Origin of the sequence: Aquimarina muelleri DSM 19832, assembly GCF_000430665.1 — a bacterium.
Classification (GTDB): domain Bacteria; phylum Bacteroidota; class Bacteroidia; order Flavobacteriales; family Flavobacteriaceae; genus Aquimarina; species Aquimarina muelleri.
This window is the reverse complement of record NZ_AUML01000001.1, coordinates 155,564-181,466: the sequence shown is the minus strand read 5'-3', so window position 1 is coordinate 181,466 and position 25,903 is coordinate 155,564. Positions and strand designations below refer to the sequence as shown.

Here is a 25,903-nt window from a genome sequence, read left to right as displayed (position 1 = left end):
TTTCTTCTCTTTAAAAAACGTCCTTTAGCAACGTACTTAATTGTTCATATTCTATTAAAAAAGCATCATGACCATGAACTGAATTAATAATTCTGTGATTCACATTTTGTTTCACTTGTTTAAGTTTTTCAAATGTAATTTTATCTTCTGCAACGGTAAAAAACATATCTGAGTCTACACTTATAATATGAATATCAGACTCTATTTCTTGAACTACTTCCAAAAACCCTTCCCTTCCTTTGGTTATATCAATATTTGCAAGGATATAGTTTAGTTCTTTATATGCGGAAAGTGCAAATCTGCCATCTAATTTTTCTCCGTGATGTAATAACCAACTCTCTACATTATATATGTTTTTTTCTTGATTATATGTTCTATTAAATTTTTGTTTAAAGGACTCGGGAGACCTGTACATTAACATCGCATGTAATCTGGCATCATAAACTGGGTTTTTAGAGTTTAATAAAATCTGTTCTTGTACTAAACAATTTGCCTTTAACCAATCTGTAGATTTCCAATCTGTCGCAATTGGTATTAAATGTTCTATTAGTTTTGGATGAAGAGCTGCTAACTCCCAAGCAATGCCTCCTCCAACAGATCCTCCTATTGTTGCATATAACTTATCAATCTCTAAAGATTTTAATCCTTCTAAAAAAATTGCCGCGATATCCCTAGCATTAAATATTTTATATTCTTCTATTAGATTTTCTGCTATACCGTCGTATCCATTTCCTGGAATATTAAAGGATAAAACTGTATATTTATTTGTATCAATACATTTACCTTTTCCTATTAACCCACTCCACCAACCATCTTTTCCACACACTGTAGAGTTACCAGTAAGAGCATGATTCACCAAAACAATTGGTGCTTGATAAAGAGGTTTTCCAAATACCTGATATGTAAGAGGTATTTTATCAATACACTTACCTTTGATTGTAGTGAAATTTGAAATATCTAATTTTTGAAGCATAATAAAATCGAGATAGTATCTTTTAGTTTGACTTAACAGTTGTAATTATTTTAGCAAATGCTGCTTTTAAATCTGCTTTAAGATCTTCTACATCTTCTATCCCAACAGATAGGCGTATCAAATCTTTTTTTACTCCTGTAGACTCTTGTTGTTTTTCATCTAGCTGTTGATGTGTTGTACTTGCTGGATGAATTATTAAAGATTTAGAATCTCCAATATTAGCTAACAAGGAAAAAAGTTTTGTTTCATCTGCTATTATTTTTGCTGAATCAAATCCCCCTTTTACTCCAAAAGTTATAATACCGCTTTGTCCTTTTGGCAAATATTTTTGTCCTAGCTGGTAATAAGTGTCATTTTTAAGTCCTGGATATTTTACCCACACTACTTCGTCTTGGTTTTCTAACCATTTAGCTAATTCTAAAGCATTTTCACTATGTTTTTTAACTCTAATTTCTAATGTTTCTAAGCCTTGTAAAATTTGAAATGCATTAAATGGACTTAAGGCTGCACCATGATCTCTTAACCCTTCTATTCTTGCCTTTGCTATAAAAGCAGCTGCGCCTAATGCCTCATGATATACTAGTCCGTGATATCCCGCTGAAGGCTCTGTAAATTCTGAAAATTTACCATTAGACCAATCAAAAGTTCCTGCATCAATAATTACCCCTCCAAGAGAAGTTCCATTACCACTAATATACTTGGTAAGTGAATGAATCACTATATTAGCCCCGTATTCAATCGGATTTAACAATGCTGGTGTGGCTACAGTATTATCTACTATTAAAGGCACTTTAGCTTCTTTTGCTTTTGATGATATTTCTTTTAAATCTAATACATCCAACTTTGGATTTCCCAAAGACTCTACAAAAAATACCCGAGTATTTTCTTGTACTGCTTTTTCAAAATTTTCAGGCCTAGAGGGATCTACAAATGTGGTAGTGATTCCAAACCTTGGAAGTGTTACATTTAATAAATTATAAGTCCCTCCATATAAACTATTAGAAGCAACTATATGGTCTCCTGCTTTAAGCAATGTAAGTAATGTAGTATTAATTGCAGCTGTACCTGATGCGGTTACTACTGCTCCAATACCTCCTTCTAAAGCTGCGAGACGCTGCTCTAAAATATCATTTGTTGGATTGTTTAATCTGGTATAAATAAACCCTGATTCTGATAAATTGAATACATTGGCTGCATGATCTGAATCTTTAAAAACATACGATGTAGTTTGATAAATAGGCACTGCTCTGGTACCTCCATTAGCAGAAACGTCATGACCAGCATGTAAAGCTTTTGTTGCAAATTTTTGTGTACTCATAATTTTCTATTTTAAATTTTAAATAAAATTCAAATACATCAAACACTGTTTACAGTGAGTGGATATAGAAAATTAAAAAGAAAGGGATATAACAATTACTAATAAAATGTAATTATATCGAGTTATCTTCTCCTATTAATCAATAGGATAGAATTTAGCACCTTCTTTAAATAAATTAAAGGGTTGCTAAGGTTTCACAGGGTCTATTCCCTCCACCTTTCTTAATAACTTACTAATATGTATAAGAAACTTGGCAGCAAATCTAGTAAATATTTTTAAACGACGTACTTTTTTAGCAAAAAATTATTTTTAAAAAGAAAACCCATATCAAACTACATAATCTAAATTGATAATCATTTTTTCTTATAGAAAGTAAATCTTTATTATTTCTTCAAAATTTTTAGAAAATGAAATATTCCCAAAATTAATGATACGTTAAATACTTTTAAGTATTATCATTTTTTTTACCTTTGATAAATATTTTTACGGGAAAAATTTGACTGATTGCAACCCAAAATACTTAATCCTAGATTAATAGTATAAAAAATGCTAAAGCAGTTCGATTTATTAAAACTAATCGAAAGCTTTATTTCGCAACTTCGTTTAAACAAATCTCAATAAAACCAATAAAAAATGGCATATTTATTTACTTCGGAGAGTGTATCTGAAGGACACCCAGATAAAGTAGCAGACCAAATTAGTGATGCATTATTAGATAACTTTTTAGCTTTTGACCCAGACTCTAAAGTAGCATGTGAAACCTTAGTTACCACAGGACAAGTAGTTCTTGCTGGAGAGGTAAAATCCAAAACCTATCTTGATGTACAACATATTGCAAGAGAAGTAATCAATACGATTGGATACACAAAAGGAGCTTACCAATTTAGTGGGGATTCTTGTGGTGTGATTTCTCTTATTCATGAGCAATCACAAGATATAAATCAAGGAGTGGATCGTGAAAACAAAGAGGAACAAGGTGCTGGGGATCAAGGAATGATGTTTGGTTACGCTACCAAAGAAACTGCTAACTACATGCCTTTGGCTCTTGATATTTCTCATAAAATCTTAATAGAATTAGCTAAACTAAGACGAGAAGGTGTTGATATACCTTATTTACGCCCTGATTCCAAAAGCCAAGTTACTATTGAGTATAGTGATGATAATGTACCTCAACGAATAGTAGCAATAGTTGTATCTACACAACATGATGATTTTGACAAGGATGATGATAAAATGTTAGGTAAAATTAAGAAAGATATCATATCCATCTTAATACCACGAGTAATTGCACAGTTACCTCAGTACACACAAGAGCTGTTTAACGACGATATTACATACCACATTAATCCAACTGGAAAATTTGTAATTGGTGGTCCACATGGAGATACAGGTTTAACAGGACGAAAAATAATAGTAGATACTTATGGAGGAAAAGGAGCGCATGGCGGAGGTGCTTTTTCGGGTAAAGACCCAAGTAAAGTAGATAGATCGGCTGCTTATGCTTCTAGACATATTGCCAAAAATCTAGTTGCTGCAGGTGTGGCAAACGAAGTATTGGTTCAAGTATCCTATGCAATAGGTGTAGTTAAGCCTACTTCTATTTTTGTGGATACATACGGAACTAGTACTCTTGGAATGACAGATGGCGAAATAGCTAAAAAAGTAGAAGAGATATTCGACATGAGACCTTCTGCAATAGAAAAACGTCTTAAATTACGAAACCCTATTTATCAAGAAACTGCTGCTTATGGGCATATGGGTAAGGAGCCTCAAACTATTACCAAAGTTTTTGAAAGTCCATATTCGGGTAAAGTCGAAAAGAAAGTAGAGCTATTTACTTGGGAAAAACTAGATTATGTAGACACGGTTAAAAAAGCTTTTGAAATTTAAGAAAATTCGTTCTTGTTGTATTTTTATCTATTTCTTAATAAACCATTTAAAAATGCGACTCATTCGTATTATAAGATCAAGTAATATTACTACATTTATCGCGTTAATATAAACATATCTATTTTAGAGGGAAATATTTTGATATGTTTTTTTTATAGTTTCAATGTATCATTATTAATTAATACATTAAAATCCAGGGAAATGAAATTAAAATTTGCAATAAATATCACTTTTTTATTACTGTGTGGCATCTCTTTTGGTCAAAATTTTGAAAATGAATTTACTTCAGTAAAAAACATTGATAATCAGATTCTGGAAGAAGAATATAGTACTGATAAAATTTCTACTACGGATAGACTAATAGTACAAACTCCTTCAGTAAAAAAAGATAAGAGCTTCTATAGCAAAAAAGAATGGAAAAAAATAAAAAAGCAGCTTAAAAAAAATAAAAAAAGATTTTCTAACATAAAGAATAATATCTACTCTTCTAAGACAATAGATACTATCTATTTAAATGTTCCAGATCACAGTACAGAATCACGCTTATCGGGATGGTAAAATAAATTAGTATTAATTGTAAATATTAAAAAAAGGAGTTAATCAACGTTGATTAACTCCTTTTTTTAATATTATAAAACAAACTTTTCTTCTCTAATACGATTTACGGATGAGAATTACATATAAATAATTGCAAAGGTTTTTCGCTAGATTGATGAATCAAATTAAAGAATAGTCATAGCTATTGTTTCATTTTATGAAGAAAATATAGTAGAAAAAGAATGCGATTATATGCGAGATTTTTATTCGTAAATCGTATAAAAGGTATTTTTAAAAAAAAATCACACCTTTATTCGCTCAATTTTTTATGTGTTTTTTGAATAAAAAAATGAGTAAACATAGTGTTTAAAAAGCTCTTTTAGGGGATAAACACTTATAATATATTGTGGTTTTACCATAATTGATATTAAAATAGTATAGCTATATTAGTAACTGAAATACAGACACTTATTTAGCACACACTATATTTAAACTAAATAAAAGTTTTATTTTTTAAATTATTAATATCTAAAAATCTAAAAAAAAATGAAAGCATTTTTCACTACTATTATATTACTTTTAGTATTCAATATGTCTATAGGGCAAAATAGTATTATCAATTATAAACTTATCAATACAGCTAACAAAAGTAATCTACAAATATCCGATAATCAAATTAATAACAAATTAATCAAGCACGATACAGTAACTACAAACAAACCTATAAGGATTAAATCTTATAACGAAAAAGAATGGCGAAAGATTAAAAAGCAAATTAAAAAAAGTAAAAAAAGATTTTCTAATGCAAAAAATCCTATTCATTCTATAAGAAAGATAGACACCGTATATATACACACAAGTAAAGAATCTCTTTTATCTGGGTGGTAAAAAAAACAAAGAACACGTCTAAAAGTAAAAAACAGAATAAACTACTAACATAACTTTACCTAAAAAGTCATGTCAAAATCAATGAATCAATAACCTCTGAGGAAGCTCATGAAGTATGCTCCCGAAAATACATTTTGTTTTCGAAGCAAGTCTCGAAGAATTAAACTCCACAATATGGATTAAAAAGCCCACCTATTGTTATTCTGTCTTTCAAACAAAAAACATACACCTATAGGATACACTAACCAAAATAAGGTTTACTACCATACTTAACAACTCTTACAAAGATACTAATCCCCCCTATAAATAAAATTAAGCCATTACTAACCCCATTCTAACTATCCAAAAATAACAAGAACACCTTTATTAAATATACTTGGCTACATAATGAATTATAAATGGGTTTAACAATAAGCTATACTAAAACCTAAATATTACTTATAAAGTTATCCTTTAACAAATAAACCTAAACTAATACGCATACATATTTCCTTTTATTTAACAGTCTTATTGTTTGCCCAAGTATAATAAGCTGATTACAAAACTATAAGATGTTCTTTAAAAAAAAATCTATCTCCTTATATATCTACTATTTTTAAATTTTCGAATAATATCACTTAATAAATCTCCAGAAAATTCAGACATAATTTTAGTTTTTTGAATTGTCTTATCTAACAAATTATAAGTCCCCAATTTTAGTTTTTTTTCAATTTTATAATAAAACAAAACCAACGAACATATACTTACTATAAATATCAACGCCCCAACAAAAACTTGTATTGGGGATAAACTATGATAAAAAAATCTACTAAGTCCTAACCCAAACCAACTTCCATAAAGAACAAAAAAATGAATGATATAGATAGATAATGTTCGTCCTCCTATTTTTGTTATTATTTTATTAGTAAGATAATCTCTCGCCAGAATGAACAAAGAAAAAAGTATACACACATTTCCTAATCTTATAAACAAAAAATTATTATAGGCTACAGCTTTAAAAATTTCAACCTCTGTAAATGAATGCCAAAGCATTAAAATTGGTGATGAAAAGAAAACTAACAAAATCCCAACAAAAAAAAGAACTATCGTTGCACAGAAATAAAATCTTTTACAATCCCCATGCTTTAAAAAAAAAGTAGACATAAAACTACCAAAACACACATAACCAAACCAAGGTAATAATGTAAAAATAGATCCATTTTTATTTGTGAAATAATTAGCTACTGTTTGAGGTAAAGATTCTAATATAAAACTACTATAGATAGGCTGAAAAAGAAAGATAAAAAACCCTAAACCAAAAACTGTATTTCGAAACCAAGTTTGATTAAGGCGATACAAAACAAGATAAATACCTGTCAACAACAACAATGAAGTACCTATACATTGCAAAACATCTACATAAAAAAATGAGGCGTTAACAGTTCCTGTAAAAAGAGCATAAAAACTTAATCGCAACAAATAGCCCCAAAAAACAACTTTAATTGCGCGTTTCACTCCTTTTAACACTCTGGGATTCTCTAACCCAGTAATTTTTTGTTTTAGTAATAGATACGTAAAAATAAAACCAGTTATCGTAAAAAATGTAGGAGCAGTCATCCCTCTAAAATACTCCCATATAGTATACACAAGGTTATTTTTATCCCGATACACATCTCCCAAAAGAGAGTGCACAAAATGCCCTTGAAGCATCATAATAATTGCGAATGCCCGTATTGCATCCATAAAATGCAATCGACTATTGCTTTTAGTCATTATTGAAATCTTTGGTTAGTCATTCCCAAAAACGAGTTCTGGGTTCTATTATTGCTTAAAAGCGCGCAAAGCTAACCAATTTTTATTTGTATTTCTATACTGATTTTTAAGTATTTACAATTAATACACTTTCTCTATTGTCAAACACAATGAACACCTCTATTTTTCAAACAAATTTCTACATATTACAATAACATTTAACATCTATCTTATTCAGAAATCTAACTCAAACAATGTTTTAGATAAAGAGCACATTATTCTACCTATAAATTAAGAATAGCTCTGTAATTGTAAAATCAAACAACACCTATGAACTAAGCTTAAATATTAAACATAATACAACTATAACGTAAGAACCGATAAAAGCAAGCCACTAAACTCATCTAAAGATCTAAATTCTAAATAGTTGATCTATAATAAAAAATAGAGCAATCAAATATCAATAACTACTTTTGAAACCACACCTATAAACTTCAGTAATAAAACTTAAAACCATATCGAAACATCACATGTTTTGGTTGCGATAAAAATCTTTACAACTAACTCTAAACATGTTGCTTGGACAATAACCTCAGAGCAAAATCATATTTTGTTTTCGAAGACAATCTTGAAGGGATTACTCACTTAATCAAAAAGACGAATAGTGTTTTTTATTAAATATCTGTTTAAGCCCCCCCTAAAAACATTATCTAATACTATGTTACAAACTAACAAAGCCAGAAATACATAAAACTATTAATACCTCAAAATTCTTTTGTATCCTTTTTTTTATGTTACTTATAAAATGCCCTATATTTACACCCAATTTAGCACACCTTTTTCACAAAAACACCTCAAGAAAAAAATCTATTATGCATATAGCGATAGCTGGAAATATCGGAGCCGGAAAAACAACATTGACCCGATTGCTTGCTAAACATTATAAATGGGAAGCCCATTTTGAAGATGTATTAGAAAATCCTTATCTAGAGGATTTTTATAATAAAATGGAACGCTGGTCTTTTAATCTTCAGATTTACTTTCTTAATAGCCGTTTTAGACAAATATTAGAAATTCGTGAAAGCGGAAAAGATATTATCCAAGACAGAACTATTTATGAAGATGCTTATATTTTTGCACCAAACCTTCATTCAATGGGACTTATGACAAATCGCGATTATGAAAATTACAGATCTCTTTTTGATCTTATGGAAGGTGTTGTTGAAGGTCCAGATCTTTTAATCTATCTTAGAAGTAGTATTCCTAACTTGGTAAATCAAATCCATAAGCGAGGTAGAGAATACGAAAACACAATTAGTATTGACTACCTAAGTAGGCTTAATGAACGTTACGAGGCATGGGCTCATGATTATGATAAAGGAAATCTTCTTATTGTAGATGTAGATCATATTAATTTTGTAGATAACCCTGAAGACTTAGGTAATATCATTAACCGTATTGATGCAGAACTAAATGGGTTGTTTTAATAAAATAAAGCAAAATGGATTTCACTACTCTTTTCCAATTTTTACAGGATTTACAAAATAATAATCATAAAGAATGGATGGATGATAACCGAAAACGATATCAAGATGTTCGAAATTCTTTTATACAATGGTTAGATGAATTAGACACCAAATTTGCAGCTATAGATCCTACTTACTACCCTACTTCTGGAAAAAAAGGGATAAATCGTATTAATAATAATTTACTTTTTCACCCAAATAAACCAGTGTATAAAGATCATTTTGCTGCTGGATTAGACCAAAGAACAAAGCAAGGAGATTTTTATATCCAAATAGGTATTAACGAGTGTGAATTAGCTGGTGGCTATTGGAAACCTGATAATGAAACTCTTAATAGTATTCGAGAAGCTATTGATTATAATGGTGAAGAATTAGTTAAAATTCTTAATAAAAATAGTTTCAAAGCCACTTTTGGCGGGATGTTATTTGATAAAAACATGTTAAAAACAGCACCAAAAGGATATAGTGCTAACCATAAGCATATTGACTTACTTAAGCATCGAACTTTTGCTGTAATTCATCCTTTATCTAAAGAAGATATCCTTAGCAACAATTTTACAGATAAAATCATAAAGGTTTACAAAGAAATGCTTCCATTTAGGCGATATTTTAATCAAGCCGTAACTGTATAATTTATAAATAAACAAGAGACATAAAAAATCTTACATCTCTTGTTTGTTTTTGATCTAAATTGATTTCAAGAAATTAATGAAATCTAGTATAAGATCTATAAGAACCTGTACCAGAAGTTCTTTTTCTTACAACTTTTCTTTCTGTATTACTTGATGTTAAATAATTTGCATACCATATTCCATTATCAAAATCAACTTGATATTTTAAAAACCATTTATAATCAGACCAAGGCCATATTCCATCTTTTTCCCATGCGTAGAATTGCACTCTAACTCTTCCGCATATCACATTTGTCCATGTACGTGTATCATCTAATTCTCTCCAAGATCCACCAAAATAAGATTCTCTGGTTAATGCAGATGTTCTTGCTCCCTCATCACAAAACTCAATATTAGAAGGTGTAGAAGAAACAGGTGCATAACAATAAGTATTTCTGAAATTAGTTGCCCCTACATCATAGCAAGCTGCTTTTTGGTTCAATTCGACATAATTAGCATCCAAAATTTCTACTTGCTTCTCAAACTTCTGGATTTGTCGATTAGAAGCTTTTAAAGCTTCTTTACTAGCTGTTTTTGCAATTCTATCTGGCACTTCAATATTATTATCAGTAACCTGCACAAAAACATCAAACGGAGTTAGTTCTTCATTTTTTATTACCCCTTTTTCTTGATTACTAAATGCATCCCCATATAATCTTTCTATAACCACTATATCATCTTCTTCTCCTAATGCTATAAAGCTAAATTCGTGACCTTGTTTTTGCACTTTTGCCACAAGACGTGAATGCATGGATACATCGGTAGGAAGCACAGCATCTTTAGTTGGCTCCTCATTTAATACTATTTGTTGCTGTTCTACAACCTCTTCTTTTTCGCAAGCAATAAATCCTATACTAAGGACAATTACAATTATTACTGTTTTTAAAAATCGATTTTTCATGATTAATAAGTTTTTAGAGTTATTAATTTTGTTTTATTTAAAAATTGGTAGCATTAAACACTACCTAAATCCCCAAAACAAATTTATAATCAAAATTGATTAAAAAACAGAGTTAATCAACTGTATATCAAAGGGAAACAACCCTAAAAAAAACAAGGTTTATACTAATAAAAATAAGTTAAAACACTAAATATTTGTACGGTAAAACTGTTGTTTGTTAAAAAACGACTATGATATAACAAGCAAAGAAGTAACATATAACAAGAGTTTAAAATGCACTGGGAAAAAGCATTTTGCACAAAATTAGTAGTGTATCAATTTAGATAAATACTCTAAAATAGTTCTTGTAGCACCCGTATTGCTATTGATAAAGTGCCCTGAAATCATACCTGTTTTTTCTCTGAATTTTTTATCTTCAATAAGTTTATTAGTAATTATAGCAAATTCATCTGCGTTAGAAACAGAAAATAGCCCTGCAAGTTTTTGAAGCTGTATCGCCTCTCTAAATTTCTCAAAGTTTTTACCTATAATAATTGGGATTCCAAAAGTTGCTGGCTCCAAAATATTATGTAACCCTCCTGTTCCCATTGCTCCGCCAACATATGCTATATCTGCATAACTATAGATTCTGGATAAATATCCTATAGAATTCATAATAAACACTTGTTTATTTTTCAGTATCACTTCATCTTTTTCTGAATATAAAACTGTTTTCTTTTTGATTTTTTGCTGTAATAAAGAAACACTATTTTCTTTTATTTCATGAGGTGCAATAATAAAACAAAGAGTATCTGGTGCATGATTTACAAAATCTATAAAAACCTCTTCATCTTGCTGCCAAGAACTACCGATCACTATACAAAGTCTGTTATTAACAAAATCTGATATAAAATCTACATGGTTATCCATTTCAATCTGGCGGGAGACTCTATCAAAACGAGTATCTCCACTCACCGTTAAATTCACAAAACCTTGTTTTTCCATTAAGGTTTTAGATATTACATCCTGAACAAAAAAGTGATCCACAGTTTTTAATACATTTCGCATAAAAGTTCCATACCATTTAAAAAATGCCTGATCTTTTCTAAATGCTGCCGAAATAAATACCGTAGGTATATTGTGAGATTGTAGTGTTTTTAAATAATTAGGCCAAAACTCATACTTTACAAACACTGCCAATTCTGGATTTACAAGCTTTATAAATCGTTTAGCATTTGATCTGGTATCCAAAGGAAGATACACAATCACATCTGCCAAAGTACTTTTTTTCTTTGCTTCATATCCTGAAGGAGAAAAAAAAGTTACCAATAATTTATGATTTGGGTATTTTTTCTTTAAAACCTCCATAACCGGAACCCCTTGTTCGTATTCCCCTAAAGAAGCACAATGAAACCAGAGGACACGATCCTCAGCGAGGATCTTCTTATTTAATACCTGAAAAACTAATTCCCTTCCATTTGCAAATAATTCAAGCTTAGGACTTAATAGACCTATTACAGGAAGTAACCTATTAAATATTGCAATAAAAATGTTATATAAAATGCTCAAAAATCTTAATTTTTATGAATTGCTAAAATACTGTTCTTTACTGTAAAAAATAATGTGAAAACACTAAAAAAGAAAACAACAAAATCTGAATTCAACTACTCATTATACAGAAAATATAATTTAATCCTGTTTTTTTTACTAAATTAATAACAACTTAATAGAATATTTACACAAACTCAATACTTATGAAATTAAAAATTACTTTAATTGCACTATTTTCATGTACCATCTTGTGCGCTCAAAACTTTAAGGAAGTACAACTTCCTAAACCAGACAAATTGAATCCTTTTTTTATAGGCCCAATACTTAAATCTACTATTCATTATGGCGCCATCCCTCCTAACTACAACGGAAAGGTTATTTTATTTAATCATGGATATATTGATTTAAATCAATCTCAATTTTTATTTGATAATTCTTTTTACCGAGAAGCCTATAAAAATGGGTATCAAGCTGTTTTTGTTGCGACTACCAGAGGCGGAGGCATTTGGAAAAACGGGGAGCTATTAGCCGAATCTATAGATATTATTACTCAAAAATTTAATGTCGACCAAGTTTACCTGGTAGCACATAGTAATGGAGGGAAAGCCTCAGAAGCCGCTATGTTTAGATATGGGAAAAAGAATAAAGTAACAAAAGCTTTTGCTTTGGGCACTCCGTTTTGGGGCACACACTTAGCAGACATTTCTCAAATGCCTTGGTTAAACTGGGCGTGGAAACTTACCGGATTAAACGAAGGTGCACGAACCTCCACCACCTATTATTGCAGAGACGTAGTTCGACCATACCTAGACAACCATCCTGATAATGAGCCAGAAAAATTTGTTACTCTGGGAGCATCTGGATTCTATAAAGGATCTACCATCGCTGCTCCTGCTTTTTTATTGACAGGAGGGTTATTACTTCCTATTGAAGGAGCTAATGACGGGGTCGCGGCATACAAAAGCACTCTTAGGCCAGGCGCTGATTATATATTTAAAAAAAATGATCCCAGAGCACTTTTTGATCATCTGAATATTAGCTTGGGTCAATTTAGCTGGTCATACATAAAAGCATATATTGAAAACAACTCTAAAAAAAATCCTATTATCCCTAAAAACACAGACAACCCCATTAAAATTGAAAGTAATTATTACATCATTCATTCTGAAAATGAATATGATAAAATAATCTTGGATAAAAATTCAAAATACGCTATAGCCGATATTATTCATGAAAAACCAACTGCTAACTTTCAAACTTTTGATAAGAATCATAAAAAAATACAATCGTTCAAAAAACATAGTACTCACAAACACAAAACAGTTATTCCTTTTTCAGAAAATAAAATAACCCTAGAAAGTAATTCTAGATTTGCTGCCTTTGTAAAACAAAACAACGGAATAAAAATGTCTCTAGAACAGATTACAAATGCGAAACACCCTATATTAAAAGTGAACCTTTATTCTCACAAAAAGGATACACAACTACTTATAGGTAGTAAAGTTCGGGGTATAATTATCAAGACTTCTAAAATTGATGGCACTCTATTAGAAAACGAACCTGAGGTTATATTCTTTAATGAAAAGAATAATAGTTTCTATTTTGACACTAAAACCCTGGATGATGGTATTTATAGTTTGTTTTTAAATTCAGAAAATAAAAATAATTTTAGAAGAAGTATTATTTCTGGATTTGTAGTGGGAGATATTACAAAAGGTATAACAAACAAAGAGGAAAAGCCTTTTTACAAATCAAAAAAGTCTATTCAAATAACCCCAAACCCTTTTAAAAACAAAAGTTTTTTATCTATAAATGGATACTCTTTACCCAAAAAGCTCCCTATAAAAATATATGATATTACAGGCAAAAAAATTAAGAGTTTTATAATCATAACAAATTCAGATTCACAATATAACCTTTCAGAAAAAATGCAATCCTTAAACAGAGGCATTTACCTACTAAAAATTGGAGATTTCAAAACCATAAAATTCTTTAAAGAATAAACATATTTTAAAATCGTCATTCAATCTTTTAATTCTAGCTATAAAGATATATTTCGCACGCTAACTTGAATCTTTTTTACATTTTAAATACAAAGTTTAACTAACTTCAAAAAAAACACATCAAATCTATATATCTCATTGGCAATCGTATCATTATTTTGTATTTTCGTCGAGTTACAACAAATACATTCATGAAGAAAATACAAATGGTTGATCTTAAAGGTCAATACGAGCAAATCAAGGAGCGTATCAATTCGTCAATCCTTGATGTTATAGAATCAACAGCTTTTATTAATGGGCCAGAAGTTCATAGTTTTCAAAAAGAATTAGAGGAATATCTGGATGTAAAACATGTCATTCCATGTGCCAATGGTACAGATGCTTTACAAATTGCGATGATGGGGTTAGGATTACGACCTGGAGATGAAGTTATTACCGCAGATTTCACTTTTGCAGCAACCGTAGAGGTTATTGCATTACTACAGCTAACACCTGTATTAGTAGATGTAGAACCAGATTCTTTTAATATTGATCCCGAAGCGATTAGAAAAGCAATTACTCCTAAAACTAAAGCTATTGTGCCAGTACATTTATTTGGGCAGTCTGCAAATATGGATGCTATTATGGAAATCGCCAAGGAGCATAATTTATATGTGATAGAGGACAATGCTCAAGGTATTGGAGGAAATTATCATTCTAAAAATGGAAATATTTCTAAATCTGGAACCATCGGTCATGTAGCTTCTACTTCATTTTTCCCTTCTAAAAACTTAGGGTGTTATGGTGATGGTGGTGCTATTTTTACCAATGATGATGATTTAGCACATACGCTTCGTGGTATAGTAAATCATGGTATGTATATACGATATCACCATGATGTTATCGGTGTAAATTCTCGCTTAGATTCTATACAAGCAACGGTACTAAGAGCAAAACTTCCTAATTTAGATCATTATAATACCGCAAGAAGGGATGCAGCAAAAAAATATACTGATGCTTTTAAAGATCAAGAACATATTATTACTCCTAATATTATTGGATCAGATGACACTCATGTATATCATCAATATACACTAAAAATCACTAATGGTAAACGTGACGCTTTAGCACAACATCTTAATGATAATGATATTCCTCATGGAATATACTACCCTATTCCTTTGCACAGCCAAAAAGCATATAAGGATGATCGTTATAATGAAGCAGATTTTCCTGTGACTAATCAGTTAATAAAAGAGGTTATTTCTTTGCCAATGCATACAGAATTAGATAATGACCAAATCGATTTTATTACCAAAACTGTTATCCGTTTTGTAAACAAATAATTTTTTTACTATTTAATAAGTATCTAAAAACAGGATTATAAGATATTTAAAAAGTAATATACAGCCATCAAACTAAACCTGATAGGATTTTAACCAATGGGTTATAAATTAATCTTCGATAGGCTTAGTTTGGTAATTTATGTTATTTTGAACTTTTACAACACTCTTATAATCTTGTTTTAAATATTAGAAAACATTAATTCATTCAATATCTAATCTCTCAAACCCCTTTATCTATTTACATGGATTCATTTTGTATTTGTTATAATCTTGTTGATCATAATTTACCAGGAATTCCCGCCTTACCAGACGCTTATGTTGTACCAATAACGGAGAATCATCTTGGATATGGAGAAAAACAAGCTACCTCTCAAACTTTAGAGAGTTTCAAAATTATATATAACGACACCCCACACGAGCAATTATTAAATATCTGTTCTGAATTAAAAATTAGCGCACTAGAACAGCGGTTTGTAATTACAAAAAGAAGAAAAAATTTACCTCTTGCAGAGATAGCAAAAGACCCTAAAGTAAAAGATGTTTTATTAAATTATATCCAAAAAAAATTATACCTATTTTACTCTTTGATTACTGCTAATGATTTTCCTATAAGTTTTAATGCACAAAGAAAAGATCCTTTTCAAAACCATAGGCTTTCTATTAGCAATAATGCTTTGCAACCAATACTAGAGTTTACAAAAACAGAAGATGGTATTGAGTATGCTTTTTCTCTTAAAGACAAAGACACTCTTTTGATTCCAAAAAATCATGATATACAAATACTGCTTAATGATCCTTCTTGGATCATTATAGATAAGTGTATGTATCAAATTGAAAACCTTAATGCTAATAAACTAAAACCTTTTTTTGATAAAGAAAAAATTACTATTGCCAAAAAACATATTAAGATATATCTAGAGAAGGTAATTATTCCTATAATTAAAAACGTAGATGTTATAACGCATGGTTTTGATATCAGAAGTACTAACGATATCACATCGTATGGAATTGAAATAATCCAAGATTTTATTCAAAATACCTATGTATTAAAAGCTACTTTTCAATATGGCGAAGCCTTATTTGATTATAATAGCACAAAAACAACAGTTTCTAATGTAGATTTTAAAAAAGGAGAGCAAATAGAAATTACTCAAATCAAAAGAGATAGTGATGCCGAAAATAAAGTCATTAGCTTATTAACATCCAAAGGCTTAGAAATTAACAGCAATATTTTATTAGAAACAAAAAACTCTGATGATCCTTTTGAAATTCTAGAATGGTTAAAATTACACAAAGCTCAGTTGGAAAAAGAGGGGTTTGTTATAAAACCACCGTTAATAGAAGATAAAACTATTAGTACATCTACTTATGATATTCATTTAAATAGTAAACAAGAAAAAGATTGGTTTGATATTAAAGGTTTTGTTACTATTGGAGAGCAAGAGATTCCTTTTTCTAAATTTGTAAAATACATAAGATTAAATGATCGTTTTTTTCCTATTGATGACCACACCGTATTTATTATTCCAAAAGAATGGATGACCCGGTATAAAAAAATGGTAGATTTCGCTCAGGTAACAGACAAAAACATACAGCTTCCCAAAAGCAATTATACACTACTAAAAGATGTTATCCCTCCAGAAGAAATCCCAATAAAAGATACTCTGCAAAATCCATACACCCAATCTTCTAAACTTAAAGCCACATTACGTCCCTATCAAGAAGAGGGAGTGCAATGGTTAGTTAATCACCATCATCATAAACTTGGTGCGTGTCTGGCAGATGATATGGGATTAGGAAAAACTTTACAAACTATTGCAATGTTACTTTTTGCAAAAGAACAATTAACCCCTGTAAAAGAAGAGGTTAAAAAGGTTAGACTGGATTTATTTAATGACCCCTTAGAGGTAAAAACCTATCTTAAAGCTCTTATTGTTCTACCATCTTCTTTGGTTTTTAACTGGGCACATGAAATATTAAAGTTTGCACCACATCTCACTATTGTAAAATATACTGGGTCAGATCGCAAAAAAATAGCACCATATCTAGAAACCTATGATATTATTTTAACTACCTATGCTACTGTATCTAAAGATATTTCCTCATTAAAAAAAGTGAATTTCACTTATTTAATAACAGATGAAAGTCAACAGATTAAAAATAAAGAGTCTAAAATATTTAAAGCAATAAACACTATTAATACTACTCATAAAATTTCTTTGAGCGGTACTCCTATAGAGAATTCTTTATCAGACCTTTGGTCGCAAATGGAATTTATTAACCCAGGAATGCTTGGTAGTTATTCTTTTTTTAAGGATCATTTTAAAACCCCAATAGAAAAACATCAGGACACAGAACGCATTAATGAATTAAAAAACCTTATAGATCCTTTTATATTAAGAAGAACTAAAGAGCAGGTTGCTAAAGATCTTCCTAAATTATCAGAGCAGATTATATATACCGAAATGCTTTCTGAACAGGAAAAAGAGTATGAATCCCAAAAGTCTGCAGCAAGAAATTTACTATTAGGAATCGACACAACTCAAAAAAACAAAATACACATTATCAATACCTTAATGAAGTTAAGACAAATTGTTAATCATCCAAAACTAACAGACTCTGACTCTGATAATCTTTCTGGTAAATTTCAAGATGTTACTAATTATTTAAGTACTTTGGTAAAAGCTAATAAAAAAGTATTAGTTTTTAGCTCTTTTGTTTCTCACCTTAACTTATACCAAGAGTGGTGTAGGCAACACAATATAACGTATGTAACCTTAACAGGAAAAACTAAAGGAACGGATCGAGAGGCAGTAGTATATGAATTTCAAAAAAATGAGGCTGTATCTTTATTTTTTATTTCTTTAAAAGCTGGTGGTGTTGGATTAAACCTTACCAAAGCATCTTATGTAATACTATTAGACCCTTGGTGGAACCCTTTTATAGAAAAACAAGCTATTGCCAGATCCCATCGAATAGGGCAAACCGACAATGTAATGGTCACCAGATTTATTACTAAAAATACTATTGAAGAGAAAATAATACAACTTCAAGAAAAGAAAAAAGGATTGTCTGATGAGATCATTGATGTTAATACTATTCCACAATATATAGAACAAAATCTCGAGGAATTATTAAAATGATGATAAAAAATCTTAGTTTGATATAAAATAATTTATCTTATATCAAACTAAGATCTCATACCATTTTTAACTTTTTCTTTTCCCCCCTAGAGCTTCCACAAGTTTCGGGTGGTCTTCTAAAGCGATCTCTGCAATAAAATAAAACTCTAACATCCAATCGGTTACCTTAACAATAGCAGCTCTTTTTTGTTTATTGGCATTTTGTAGTTTTCCTTTTTCACGCAAATATTCTGCTCTTGCCATTTCTACTTTTTCGACCTGTACCAAACTATCTGCTACATCTCGTTCTGTAATTTTCAATAATATCAACCTTTGTTGTATACCAAAATCTATTTCTTTATAAAATTTACGAGTATTTTCTATCCAATTGATATATACATAGGGCACGATACTATCTATTCCTAGTTTTTTAAGGATTTCTGGATTTTTACGAAATATTGTTTTTGCTTTTTTACGATGTTTTTTAAATTGTTTATTCAGGATTTCTTTTTCTTTCTTAAAAACCTCAGACACCTTTATCGTTTTTTTATCTTCTTGTTTGCTAAAATTATAAGCTCTGCGAGCTTGTAATAATAACTCTTGCCCTTCTGTTATTTTATTGGTGTCATAGTTTAGTTTTTCCATTTCTGACACAATTTGTGGTTGATTTTTGGTACCCTCTAAGACTATACGATATTGCTCTAATAAAGCGACTTCTGATTTTCTTGAATTTACCATAAATATGTATTTAAATTAAAAAATTTATGTTTAGAAATATTATTCACCTATCGACTAGAAAGACCCTCTGTTCACAACAAGAGGTTATTTGTTAAAATTAAAATACAAGTATACATTATCTTAGTTTCATTTTTCGACACTTTTGATTTTTTTCAGAAAAATATTTCTCTCAAAGTCTAAAAATTTTATGAAGTAAACAAACAAGAAATAGTCCAAAAAGAGTAATGTATCAAATTCAATCCCTAAAAAACGTATCCATTTATACCTGTTTTTTCCAAAAGAAATCTTAATCTATTCCTAAATCACGACTATTTATTATAAATTGTTGCTTTTACCGATATACTTTTAAATAAATCTTTACACAATGAAATACATATACACATTAGTATTTATACTGTTATACTCTACACTTCTAGCTCAGGATACTTATTTACAATGCGGAAAATTAATTGACACTAAAACTGGAAAAGTATTAACCGAAAAAACTATTATCGTTTCGGGAAATAAAATTACCAAAATCGAAAATGGGTATATTACCGGAGAAAAAAAAGATATCACTATTGACCTTAAAAACAAGACAGTAATACCTGGGCTAATAGATATGCATGTACATCTAGAAGGAGAAACAAACCCTAAGGCTTATCTACAAAAATATACAGATAACGAAGCAGATATAGCTTATAACTCAGTTACTTTTGCTACAAAAACTTTAATGGCTGGATTTACTACAGTACGGGATCTAGGAGGGAGTGGTGTAAATATTTCGCTTAAAAAAGCAGTACAAAATGGAAAAATAGAAGGTCCAAGAATATTTACTGCTGGTAAATCTTTAGCTACTACAGGCGGTCATGCAGATCCAACCAATGGCAATAAAAGATCTTTAATTGGAAATCCAGGCCCTAAAGATGGTGTGATAAACAGTGTAGAAGATGCAAAAAAAGCAGTAAGACAACGTTATAAAAATGGAGCTGATCTTATTAAAATTACTGCTACAGGAGGCGTTTTAAGTGTAGCCAAAAGTAGCTCAAACCCACAGTTTACTGTAGAAGAAATAAAAGCAATCTGCGAAACTGCAAAAGACTATGGATTTCATGTAGCAGCACATGCACATGGCGATGAAGGTATGCAACGTGCCATTTTAGGAGGTGTAAAAACTATAGAACATGGTACTTTAATGAGTGAAAAAACAATGGATTTAATGAAACAACATGATGCATATCTGGTACCAACTATTACTGCTGGTAAAGAAGTTACAGAAAAAGCAACTATAGATGGATACTATCCAGCCATCATTGTTCCTAAAGCTTTAGAGATTGGTCCTAAAATACAAAATACATTTAAAAAAGCATACGATCGTGGAGTAAGTATTGCTTTTGGTACCGATGCTGGAGTATTTAAACATGGTCAAAACGGAAAAGAATTTGGATATATGGTAGAAGCTGGCATGCCAGCAATGGCTGCATTACAAAGTGCAACTACTACCAATGCAAAAATCCTTAATATGCAAGATCAACTAGGACAAATAGCTCCTGGTTTTTTTGCAGATATTATAGCTGTAAATGAGGATCCTACTCAAAAAATAAATACTATGGAAAATGTAGTATTTGTTATGAAAGATGGAAAAATATATAAAAACTAATTATCTTTTTTAGATGAAGAATATATTCAACTGGTTTTCAAATAAAAAACCAATATTATCCCCAGAGGTTACAAAACTAACATCCGAATTAATTGAATTAATTTTTCCAGACCATAAGACCAGAACACCTGTTGCTATCTGTCATTTTGGGGATATTATAATCAAAGAAATTAACAACGACGGCACCTCTGTCTATTCTATTCTTTTGATTGAATATCATAACAATACTAGTAAAAGAGATTATCATTTCCATTTTAAAATAAGCATAATTGCATTATCCGAAAAAAGAATGCTTGATTTTTTAAATCAATCTTTTAATAACCAAAAAAGTAAAGAATATATATTACGCTATAACTTATTTGATAAAGCTACTCTAGAGTATGGTTCATTATCTAATAATGAAGTCTACGCCTATTTTGGCAGCAATAATTATGATATATCTCCTAAAAGTCAAAAATTAGATATTATTTTATATCTTCAAAACATCAAAGCTTATATACGAAACCACCCATATGCAATAAAAGATGTATACCCATTAAACCGATTAAATGAAGTTACTCCTCCTTTTATAAACAAACTATACTATGGATATGACCATGGTAAACTAGACAACACTATCTACACCTGTATTAATCTTAGAGAATTTGCAGTCTGGAATATGGTAGATCCTGATTTAAATTCAAAAATTATACAATGGGAAAACTTAAATAGTTTATCTATAAGCAATCTTCATGTTGTTGATCCAGAAATGTTAAATATTATACATAAATTAGAGTTTCTAACTTCATTAAGTATTACATCTTCTAGCAAGCATTACTATAAATTAGAACAAATACCTCCTAAATTAAACAAACTACGTAGCCTAAAAGAGCTTTATCTAAGTGGAAACATTATAAAAGACTGGAGCGAAATTTGTAAATTAAAAAAAATAAAAATACTGGATCTAAGTAATAATCAGCTAGAAAATATTTCTGCCAATATTAAAGAATTAAAGCTTCTAGAAGAACTACATCTTAGTAATAATAAAATCACACAATTACCTATAGAACTTAAAGAACTAAAAAATCTAAAGGTTTTAAACATTAACAAAAACACTATAAAAGAACTTCCTGATTGGATTGGAGAATTAAACAATTTAGAATCTTTAGATATTACCCAAAACCAGCTCGACACTTTACCTGAGTCCATCCTACAACTAAATCTTAAATCTTTAAGCATCAAAAAAAATAAATTTAAAGACTTACCTCAAGGATTTAAAAAAATAAAAAAGAGAGTCTTACATTTAGAAGAACGATTTAAAGCTTTGTATGATGATGATGTAAAAGCTAAAATAGATAAGTATCCAAAAGGAAATTGTTTTTTTGAAAAGGATTTCAATTTTAAATTAATGATTATACAAAAGCTAATGTATGAAGATGAAGTCTTGCTTCCTAAATTTGATATCTGGAAATTTACAGAAACTTATACTGCAAGAAAAATAGATATAGAAGCAGAGGGCTATCATAAAATCCCTGAAGCAATTACATATTTTAAAGAACTTGCTATCCCTATGGAACTACTAATTGATATCACCGAATTAAATCCTGATGGTGGAGATGAAATTCATAGCCAGATTATTCCTTTTTGGGATGGCGAAGACAATGAATTTGATGTTATCTCCATTGCAGATATTGATTACCTACCAAACTTAAAACGAACTAACGACATGAATTTTTCTAAGGAAATCATAAAAGATTTAAGGCAAAGAAAAATTAAAGTCAGCTCATACTAACACTCATAACTTTCTATTAATTATAACTCCTAAAAGATATCGTATATTATTTCTATGATATTTAATCTATATCGGGAAGTATATTTTTGGATAGAAAAAAACTAAAATCACAAATTATATAAAAAACAAACCCCAAGAGAAATACGTTTCTTTTTGGGGTTTGTTTTTATTTATTTTTTAAATTGAGGCTAAAATTGTTTCCATAGATCGATCTACCTTTTTCACTAGTCCTGATAAAACCTTACCTGGTCCTACCTCTGTAAATGATATCGCTCCATCTTTTATCATATTCTGCACACTTTGAGTCCATTTTACAGGAGCTGTAAGTTGAGCGATCAGATTCTTTTTAATTTCTTCAGGATCTGTAACTGCTTTTGTAGTTACATTTTGGTACACTGGGCATTTGGGAGTATTAAATGTAGTAGCTTCAATAGCTGCTGCTAACTCTTCTCTTGCCGGTTCCATTAAAGGAGAATGAAACGCTCCTCCTACTGGCAAAACTAAAGCACGACGAGCTCCTTTTTCTTTCATCCATTCACAAGCTTTATCAATAGCATCTATTTCGCCAGAGATCACTAATTGCCCAGGGCAATTGTAATTTGCTGCTACAACAACACCATCTATAAAACTACATCCTTCCTCTACTACTTCATCTTCTAAACCTAATACTGCTGCCATAGTTGAAGGTTGTAACTCACATGCTTTTTGCATGGCCATTGCTCTTTTAGAAACTAACCGTAAAGCATCTTCAAAACCTAAAGTACCATTAGCTACTAATGCCGAAAACTCACCTAGAGAGTGCCCCGCAACCATATCTGGTTTAAAACTATCTCCTAATGCTTTACTCAAAATAACTGAATGCAAAAATATTGCAGGCTGCGTAACATTAGTCTGTTTTAGCTCTTCTGCCGTACCTTCAAACATAACCTTAGTGATCTCAAACCCCAGGATATCATTAGCTTTATCAAAAAGTTCTTTTGCTATGTCTGATTTTTCATATAAATCAAGACCCATTCCTGAAAACTGAGCTCCTTGCCCAGGAAATACGTATGCGTTCATAAAATACCGTATATTTAAAATTTCGACAAAAGTAAGGATTATATTTACAACGCTGATCTTCGTGTTTTAGAAGTCCGAAATGTTACTAAATTAAAGACTATATCTGGTCTTTCTAACTTTTTCTTTTATAAGTTAAATACGTAAAGGGATATTTATGTTTTTCATCAATATCATGAAATTCTTCTTTTACCATCACCCATACTTTGGGATCAATTTCAGGAAAAAATGTATCTGCTTCAAAGGTTTCATGTACTCTGGTGAGTTCTATGCAATCTGCATATTCCATACCCATTTTATAAATTTCGCCACCACCGATAATAAATGGCTGCTGATCTCGTCTTGATACATCTAAAGCATCTTTCATACTATGCACAACTACTGCTCCTTCTGCCTGATAGTATCTATCCCGAGTAATTACAACATGTTTTCTATCTGGAAGTAACTTAGGAAAAGTCTCAAAGGTTTTGCGTCCCATTATAATATGATGCCCTGTAGTAAGTTTTTTAAAACGTTTAAAATCATCTGGCAAATGCCATATTAAATCATCGTTCTTACCTAAAGCATTATTTTCTCCTGCCGCTGCAATCATAGTAATAACACGATTAGGTTTTTCTGGTTTTTCTACAGGCTTAGATATTCTTTCTTGTATAAAATCCTCTTTCTTTTTAATTAATTCTTCTTTGGGATACATTAAATCTACATCTTTTTGTAGTAAAATAATTTCTTCTTTTTGTTTAGCTACTAATCTTGTTATTTGGCGATCGCTCCACTCTTTACCCATAAATGCACTAAACAACCATACGTTACAAAAATGTATCGCAAAGAAAAATGTCCAAAACAATATTGCAATAACAAACCAATCGGTTCCAAAAAATGTGATTCCTTTTCCATAACCAAAAACCAGATTAAGAAGAATAAAGAATACAGAGCCAACTATTAAAACTATAAAATGTCTGAATAGTTTTTTTTTCTCAACGACACGTTTACGAGCGTGTTCATATAACTCACGTTGTTGAGGGTCAATTTGTGAGATTTCTTTCTTTTTTAAAAACATATTAATGTTACCTTAGTATCGACTAGTAAAGATATAGTTTTTACTAAAAAGCATTAAAGTTAGTTATGAAGAATTTAAGAAAAGAATTCCCGATTTTAGCCCAAAACACTTATCTCAATACCGCATCTTCAGGATTATTATATGATTCGCTTTTAGATTTTAGACAAGAACATGATTTCGATTTTCTTGTAGGTGGCAGTATGTTTAGAGATGAACAACATCTGTTTTTAAATAGCGTACGCAAAACCATTGCCTCCTTTTTTAAGGGTTCTTCTAACAATCTTATTTTAACCCCAAATTTTTCTTTAGGCTTTAATACTATACTAAATGGTTTAGAAAAAAGCAAAAAAGTGCTTTTGCTAGAAGGAGACTATCCATCTATTAACTTTGCTACAGAAAACAAGGACTTTGAGGCTGTTTATGCCAAAATAGATATTTCTTTAGAAAAAAATATAGAAGATGCTATAAAAAAACATAGTCCTAATGTTTTTGCTTTTAGTTTAGTACAATATCTTAATGGTATCATAATAGATTTAGATTTTATTAAAAAACTAAAAGCCCAGTATCCAGACATACTTTTTATTGCAGATGGCACACAATTTTGCGGTACCAAAGTTTTTGACTTTAGCACTTCAGGAATCGATATACTTGGTTGTAGTGGTTACAAATGGTTGCTGGGTGGCTATGGCAATGGATTCATATTGTTTAACGACAATATTCTTAACCAAATAACTCCTATTTCTTATACTAATGCTGCTTCTACATCTAGTCATGCCCCGTCCTACACAAGTTTACAAGCTCGTTTTGAATGTGGACATTTAGATACTTTAAATTTTGGAAGCTTACAGTATTCTCTTAATTTTTTAACCAAAATTGGGCTTTCAAAAATTGAAGAACATCTAAATGAATTATGCAGTTATGCCAAGTCTGAGTTCACTAAATTAAATTTACTAGAAGATACTGTAGCTAACCGAAAAAAACATAGTACTATTTTTAATATAAAAGGAGACCAAAAACTACATGCATACTTAAAAAATCAGAATATCATAACTTCACTTAGAGGAAATGGACTTCGAATTAGTTTACATCTTTATAATACCATAGAAGATATAGAAACGGTATTAAAAAAAATACATTATTACCGTTAATATCCAAATTGTTCCAAACACCTGTTAAACAACTGTAAATCTAATATTTACAGTTGTTATTATTAATATTTTATAGTAA

At 30.3% G+C, this 25,903-nt stretch carries 19 protein-coding genes and 1 riboswitch; of the genes, 11 read left to right on the top strand and 8 right to left on the bottom strand.

Going from position 1 to position 25,903, the window contains the following annotated elements; all coding sequences use genetic code 11:
* Nucleotides 1-10 precede the first annotated feature (10 nt).
* Both H527_RS24765 and H527_RS0100800 read right to left on the bottom strand, forming a co-directional pair.
* A complete protein-coding gene (locus tag H527_RS24765; protein ID WP_027410944.1) occupies nucleotides 11-973 on the bottom strand; it encodes an alpha/beta fold hydrolase in 963 nt (320 codons plus the stop codon).
* A gap of 22 nt (nucleotides 974-995) precedes the next feature.
* Entirely contained in the window at nucleotides 996-2,291 is a 1,296-nt protein-coding gene (locus H527_RS0100800; protein WP_027410943.1) for an O-acetylhomoserine aminocarboxypropyltransferase/cysteine synthase family protein, read from the bottom strand.
* A gap of 119 nt (nucleotides 2,292-2,410) precedes the next feature.
* Nucleotides 2,411-2,522: riboswitch (SAM riboswitch) on the bottom strand.
* Between the two features lie 402 nt (nucleotides 2,523-2,924).
* Here H527_RS0100800 and metK point away from each other — a divergent pair.
* The 3 genes from metK (at nucleotide 2,925) to H527_RS0100785 (ending at nucleotide 5,606) form a co-directional block, all read left to right on the top strand.
* Nucleotides 2,925-4,181 carry a methionine adenosyltransferase gene (metK, locus tag H527_RS0100795; RefSeq protein ID WP_027410942.1) on the top strand — a complete coding sequence of 419 codons (1,257 nt, stop codon included), beginning with the start codon at nucleotides 2,925-2,927 and terminating at the stop codon, nucleotides 4,179-4,181.
* A 201-nt stretch (nucleotides 4,182-4,382) separates the two neighbouring features.
* Nucleotides 4,383-4,739 carry a hypothetical protein gene (locus tag H527_RS0100790; RefSeq protein WP_027410941.1) on the top strand — a complete coding sequence of 119 codons (357 nt, stop codon included), beginning with the start codon at nucleotides 4,383-4,385 and terminating at the stop codon, nucleotides 4,737-4,739.
* Between the two features lie 525 nt (nucleotides 4,740-5,264).
* Nucleotides 5,265-5,606, top strand: coding sequence for a hypothetical protein (locus H527_RS0100785; RefSeq protein WP_027410940.1), 342 nt, complete (start codon nucleotides 5,265-5,267; stop codon nucleotides 5,604-5,606).
* 570 nt (nucleotides 5,607-6,176) lie between these two features.
* Here the strand turns inward: H527_RS0100785 and H527_RS21115 are convergent.
* Nucleotides 6,177-7,358, bottom strand: coding sequence for a heparan-alpha-glucosaminide N-acetyltransferase domain-containing protein (locus H527_RS21115; protein WP_035087036.1), 1,182 nt, complete (start codon nucleotides 7,356-7,358; stop codon nucleotides 6,177-6,179).
* Between the two features lie 851 nt (nucleotides 7,359-8,209).
* Here H527_RS21115 and H527_RS0100775 point away from each other — a divergent pair.
* Nucleotides 8,210-8,824 (top strand): deoxynucleoside kinase, encoded by a 615-nt coding sequence (locus tag H527_RS0100775; RefSeq protein WP_027410939.1) that lies wholly within the window; start codon nucleotides 8,210-8,212, stop codon nucleotides 8,822-8,824.
* Between the two features lie 14 nt (nucleotides 8,825-8,838).
* Nucleotides 8,839-9,495, top strand: coding sequence for a DUF2461 domain-containing protein (locus tag H527_RS0100770; RefSeq protein ID WP_027410938.1), 657 nt, complete (start codon nucleotides 8,839-8,841; stop codon nucleotides 9,493-9,495).
* A 73-nt stretch (nucleotides 9,496-9,568) separates the two neighbouring features.
* Here the strand turns inward: H527_RS0100770 and H527_RS0100765 are convergent, their stop codons facing one another.
* Together H527_RS0100765 and H527_RS0100760 are read right to left on the bottom strand one after the other, a co-directional pair.
* Entirely contained in the window at nucleotides 9,569-10,435 is an 867-nt protein-coding gene (locus tag H527_RS0100765) for a hypothetical protein (RefSeq protein WP_027410937.1), read from the bottom strand.
* Between the two features lie 303 nt (nucleotides 10,436-10,738).
* The gene (locus H527_RS0100760; protein ID WP_027410936.1) at nucleotides 10,739-11,983 is read right to left on the bottom strand and encodes a 3-deoxy-D-manno-octulosonic acid transferase; all 1,245 of its coding nucleotides are present in this window, start codon (nucleotides 11,981-11,983) and stop codon (nucleotides 10,739-10,741) included.
* 185 nt (nucleotides 11,984-12,168) lie between these two features.
* Between H527_RS0100760 and H527_RS0100755 the strand changes: the two genes are divergently transcribed.
* From H527_RS0100755 to H527_RS0100745, 3 genes are all read left to right on the top strand, one after another.
* Nucleotides 12,169-13,968, top strand: a complete 1,800-nt coding sequence (locus tag H527_RS0100755) for a T9SS type A sorting domain-containing protein (protein WP_027410935.1) — start codon at nucleotides 12,169-12,171, stop codon at nucleotides 13,966-13,968.
* Between the two features lie 191 nt (nucleotides 13,969-14,159).
* Nucleotides 14,160-15,293 (top strand): DegT/DnrJ/EryC1/StrS family aminotransferase, encoded by a 1,134-nt coding sequence (locus H527_RS0100750; RefSeq protein WP_027410934.1) that lies wholly within the window; start codon nucleotides 14,160-14,162, stop codon nucleotides 15,291-15,293.
* 242 nt (nucleotides 15,294-15,535) lie between these two features.
* Complete coding sequence (locus H527_RS0100745) at nucleotides 15,536-18,436, top strand: DEAD/DEAH box helicase (protein ID WP_027410933.1); 2,901 nt, start codon at nucleotides 15,536-15,538, stop codon at nucleotides 18,434-18,436.
* 66 nt (nucleotides 18,437-18,502) lie between these two features.
* Here H527_RS0100745 and H527_RS0100740 read toward each other — a convergent pair whose 3' ends face one another.
* Entirely contained in the window at nucleotides 18,503-19,153 is a 651-nt protein-coding gene (locus H527_RS0100740; protein ID WP_027410932.1) for a PQLLE family protein, read from the bottom strand.
* A 364-nt stretch (nucleotides 19,154-19,517) separates the two neighbouring features.
* On the opposite strand from H527_RS0100740, the gene H527_RS0100735 reads away from it, so the two are divergent.
* Nucleotides 19,518-20,792 (top strand): metal-dependent hydrolase family protein, encoded by a 1,275-nt coding sequence (locus H527_RS0100735; RefSeq protein WP_027410931.1) that lies wholly within the window; start codon nucleotides 19,518-19,520, stop codon nucleotides 20,790-20,792.
* A gap of 13 nt (nucleotides 20,793-20,805) precedes the next feature.
* Nucleotides 20,806-22,563, top strand: a complete 1,758-nt coding sequence (locus H527_RS22935) for a leucine-rich repeat domain-containing protein (protein ID WP_027410930.1) — start codon at nucleotides 20,806-20,808, stop codon at nucleotides 22,561-22,563.
* A gap of 177 nt (nucleotides 22,564-22,740) precedes the next feature.
* Here the strand turns inward: H527_RS22935 and fabD are convergent, their stop codons facing one another.
* A complete protein-coding gene (gene fabD, locus H527_RS0100725; protein WP_027410929.1) occupies nucleotides 22,741-23,622 on the bottom strand; it encodes an ACP S-malonyltransferase in 882 nt (293 codons plus the stop codon).
* A gap of 112 nt (nucleotides 23,623-23,734) precedes the next feature.
* Nucleotides 23,735-24,676: a dihydrofolate reductase gene (locus H527_RS0100720; protein WP_027410928.1), complete on the bottom strand. Its 942-nt coding sequence runs from the start codon at nucleotides 24,674-24,676 to the stop codon at nucleotides 23,735-23,737.
* A gap of 65 nt (nucleotides 24,677-24,741) precedes the next feature.
* Between H527_RS0100720 and H527_RS0100715 the strand changes: the two genes are divergently transcribed.
* The gene (locus H527_RS0100715) at nucleotides 24,742-25,824 is read left to right on the top strand and encodes an aminotransferase class V-fold PLP-dependent enzyme (protein ID WP_027410927.1); all 1,083 of its coding nucleotides are present in this window, start codon (nucleotides 24,742-24,744) and stop codon (nucleotides 25,822-25,824) included.
* Nucleotides 25,825-25,903: the final 79 nt, after the last annotated feature.

Coding starts and splice junctions, on each gene's coding strand:
- H527_RS0100755 (WP_027410935.1), top strand. CDS start 12,169: ATGAAATTAAAAATTACTTTAATTGCACTATTTTCATGTACCATCTTG.
- H527_RS24765 (WP_027410944.1), bottom strand. CDS start 973: ATGCTTCAAAAATTAGATATTTCAAATTTCACTACAATCAAAGGTAAG.
- H527_RS0100715 (WP_027410927.1), top strand. CDS start 24,742: ATGAAGAATTTAAGAAAAGAATTCCCGATTTTAGCCCAAAACACTTAT.
- H527_RS22935 (WP_027410930.1), top strand. CDS start 20,806: ATGAAGAATATATTCAACTGGTTTTCAAATAAAAAACCAATATTATCC.
- H527_RS21115 (WP_035087036.1), bottom strand. CDS start 7,358: ATGACTAAAAGCAATAGTCGATTGCATTTTATGGATGCAATACGGGCA.
- H527_RS0100745 (WP_027410933.1), top strand. CDS start 15,536: ATGGATTCATTTTGTATTTGTTATAATCTTGTTGATCATAATTTACCA.
- H527_RS0100775 (WP_027410939.1), top strand. CDS start 8,210: ATGCATATAGCGATAGCTGGAAATATCGGAGCCGGAAAAACAACATTG.
- H527_RS0100765 (WP_027410937.1), bottom strand. CDS start 10,435: ATGAAAAATCGATTTTTAAAAACAGTAATAATTGTAATTGTCCTTAGT.
- H527_RS0100720 (WP_027410928.1), bottom strand. CDS start 24,676: ATGTTTTTAAAAAAGAAAGAAATCTCACAAATTGACCCTCAACAACGT.
- H527_RS0100770 (WP_027410938.1), top strand. CDS start 8,839: ATGGATTTCACTACTCTTTTCCAATTTTTACAGGATTTACAAAATAAT.
- H527_RS0100800 (WP_027410943.1), bottom strand. CDS start 2,291: ATGAGTACACAAAAATTTGCAACAAAAGCTTTACATGCTGGTCATGAC.
- H527_RS0100750 (WP_027410934.1), top strand. CDS start 14,160: ATGAAGAAAATACAAATGGTTGATCTTAAAGGTCAATACGAGCAAATC.
- fabD (WP_027410929.1), bottom strand. CDS start 23,622: ATGAACGCATACGTATTTCCTGGGCAAGGAGCTCAGTTTTCAGGAATG.
- metK (WP_027410942.1), top strand. CDS start 2,925: ATGGCATATTTATTTACTTCGGAGAGTGTATCTGAAGGACACCCAGAT.
- H527_RS0100790 (WP_027410941.1), top strand. CDS start 4,383: ATGAAATTAAAATTTGCAATAAATATCACTTTTTTATTACTGTGTGGC.
- H527_RS0100785 (WP_027410940.1), top strand. CDS start 5,265: ATGAAAGCATTTTTCACTACTATTATATTACTTTTAGTATTCAATATG.
- H527_RS0100740 (WP_027410932.1), bottom strand. CDS start 19,153: ATGGTAAATTCAAGAAAATCAGAAGTCGCTTTATTAGAGCAATATCGT.
- H527_RS0100735 (WP_027410931.1), top strand. CDS start 19,518: ATGAAATACATATACACATTAGTATTTATACTGTTATACTCTACACTT.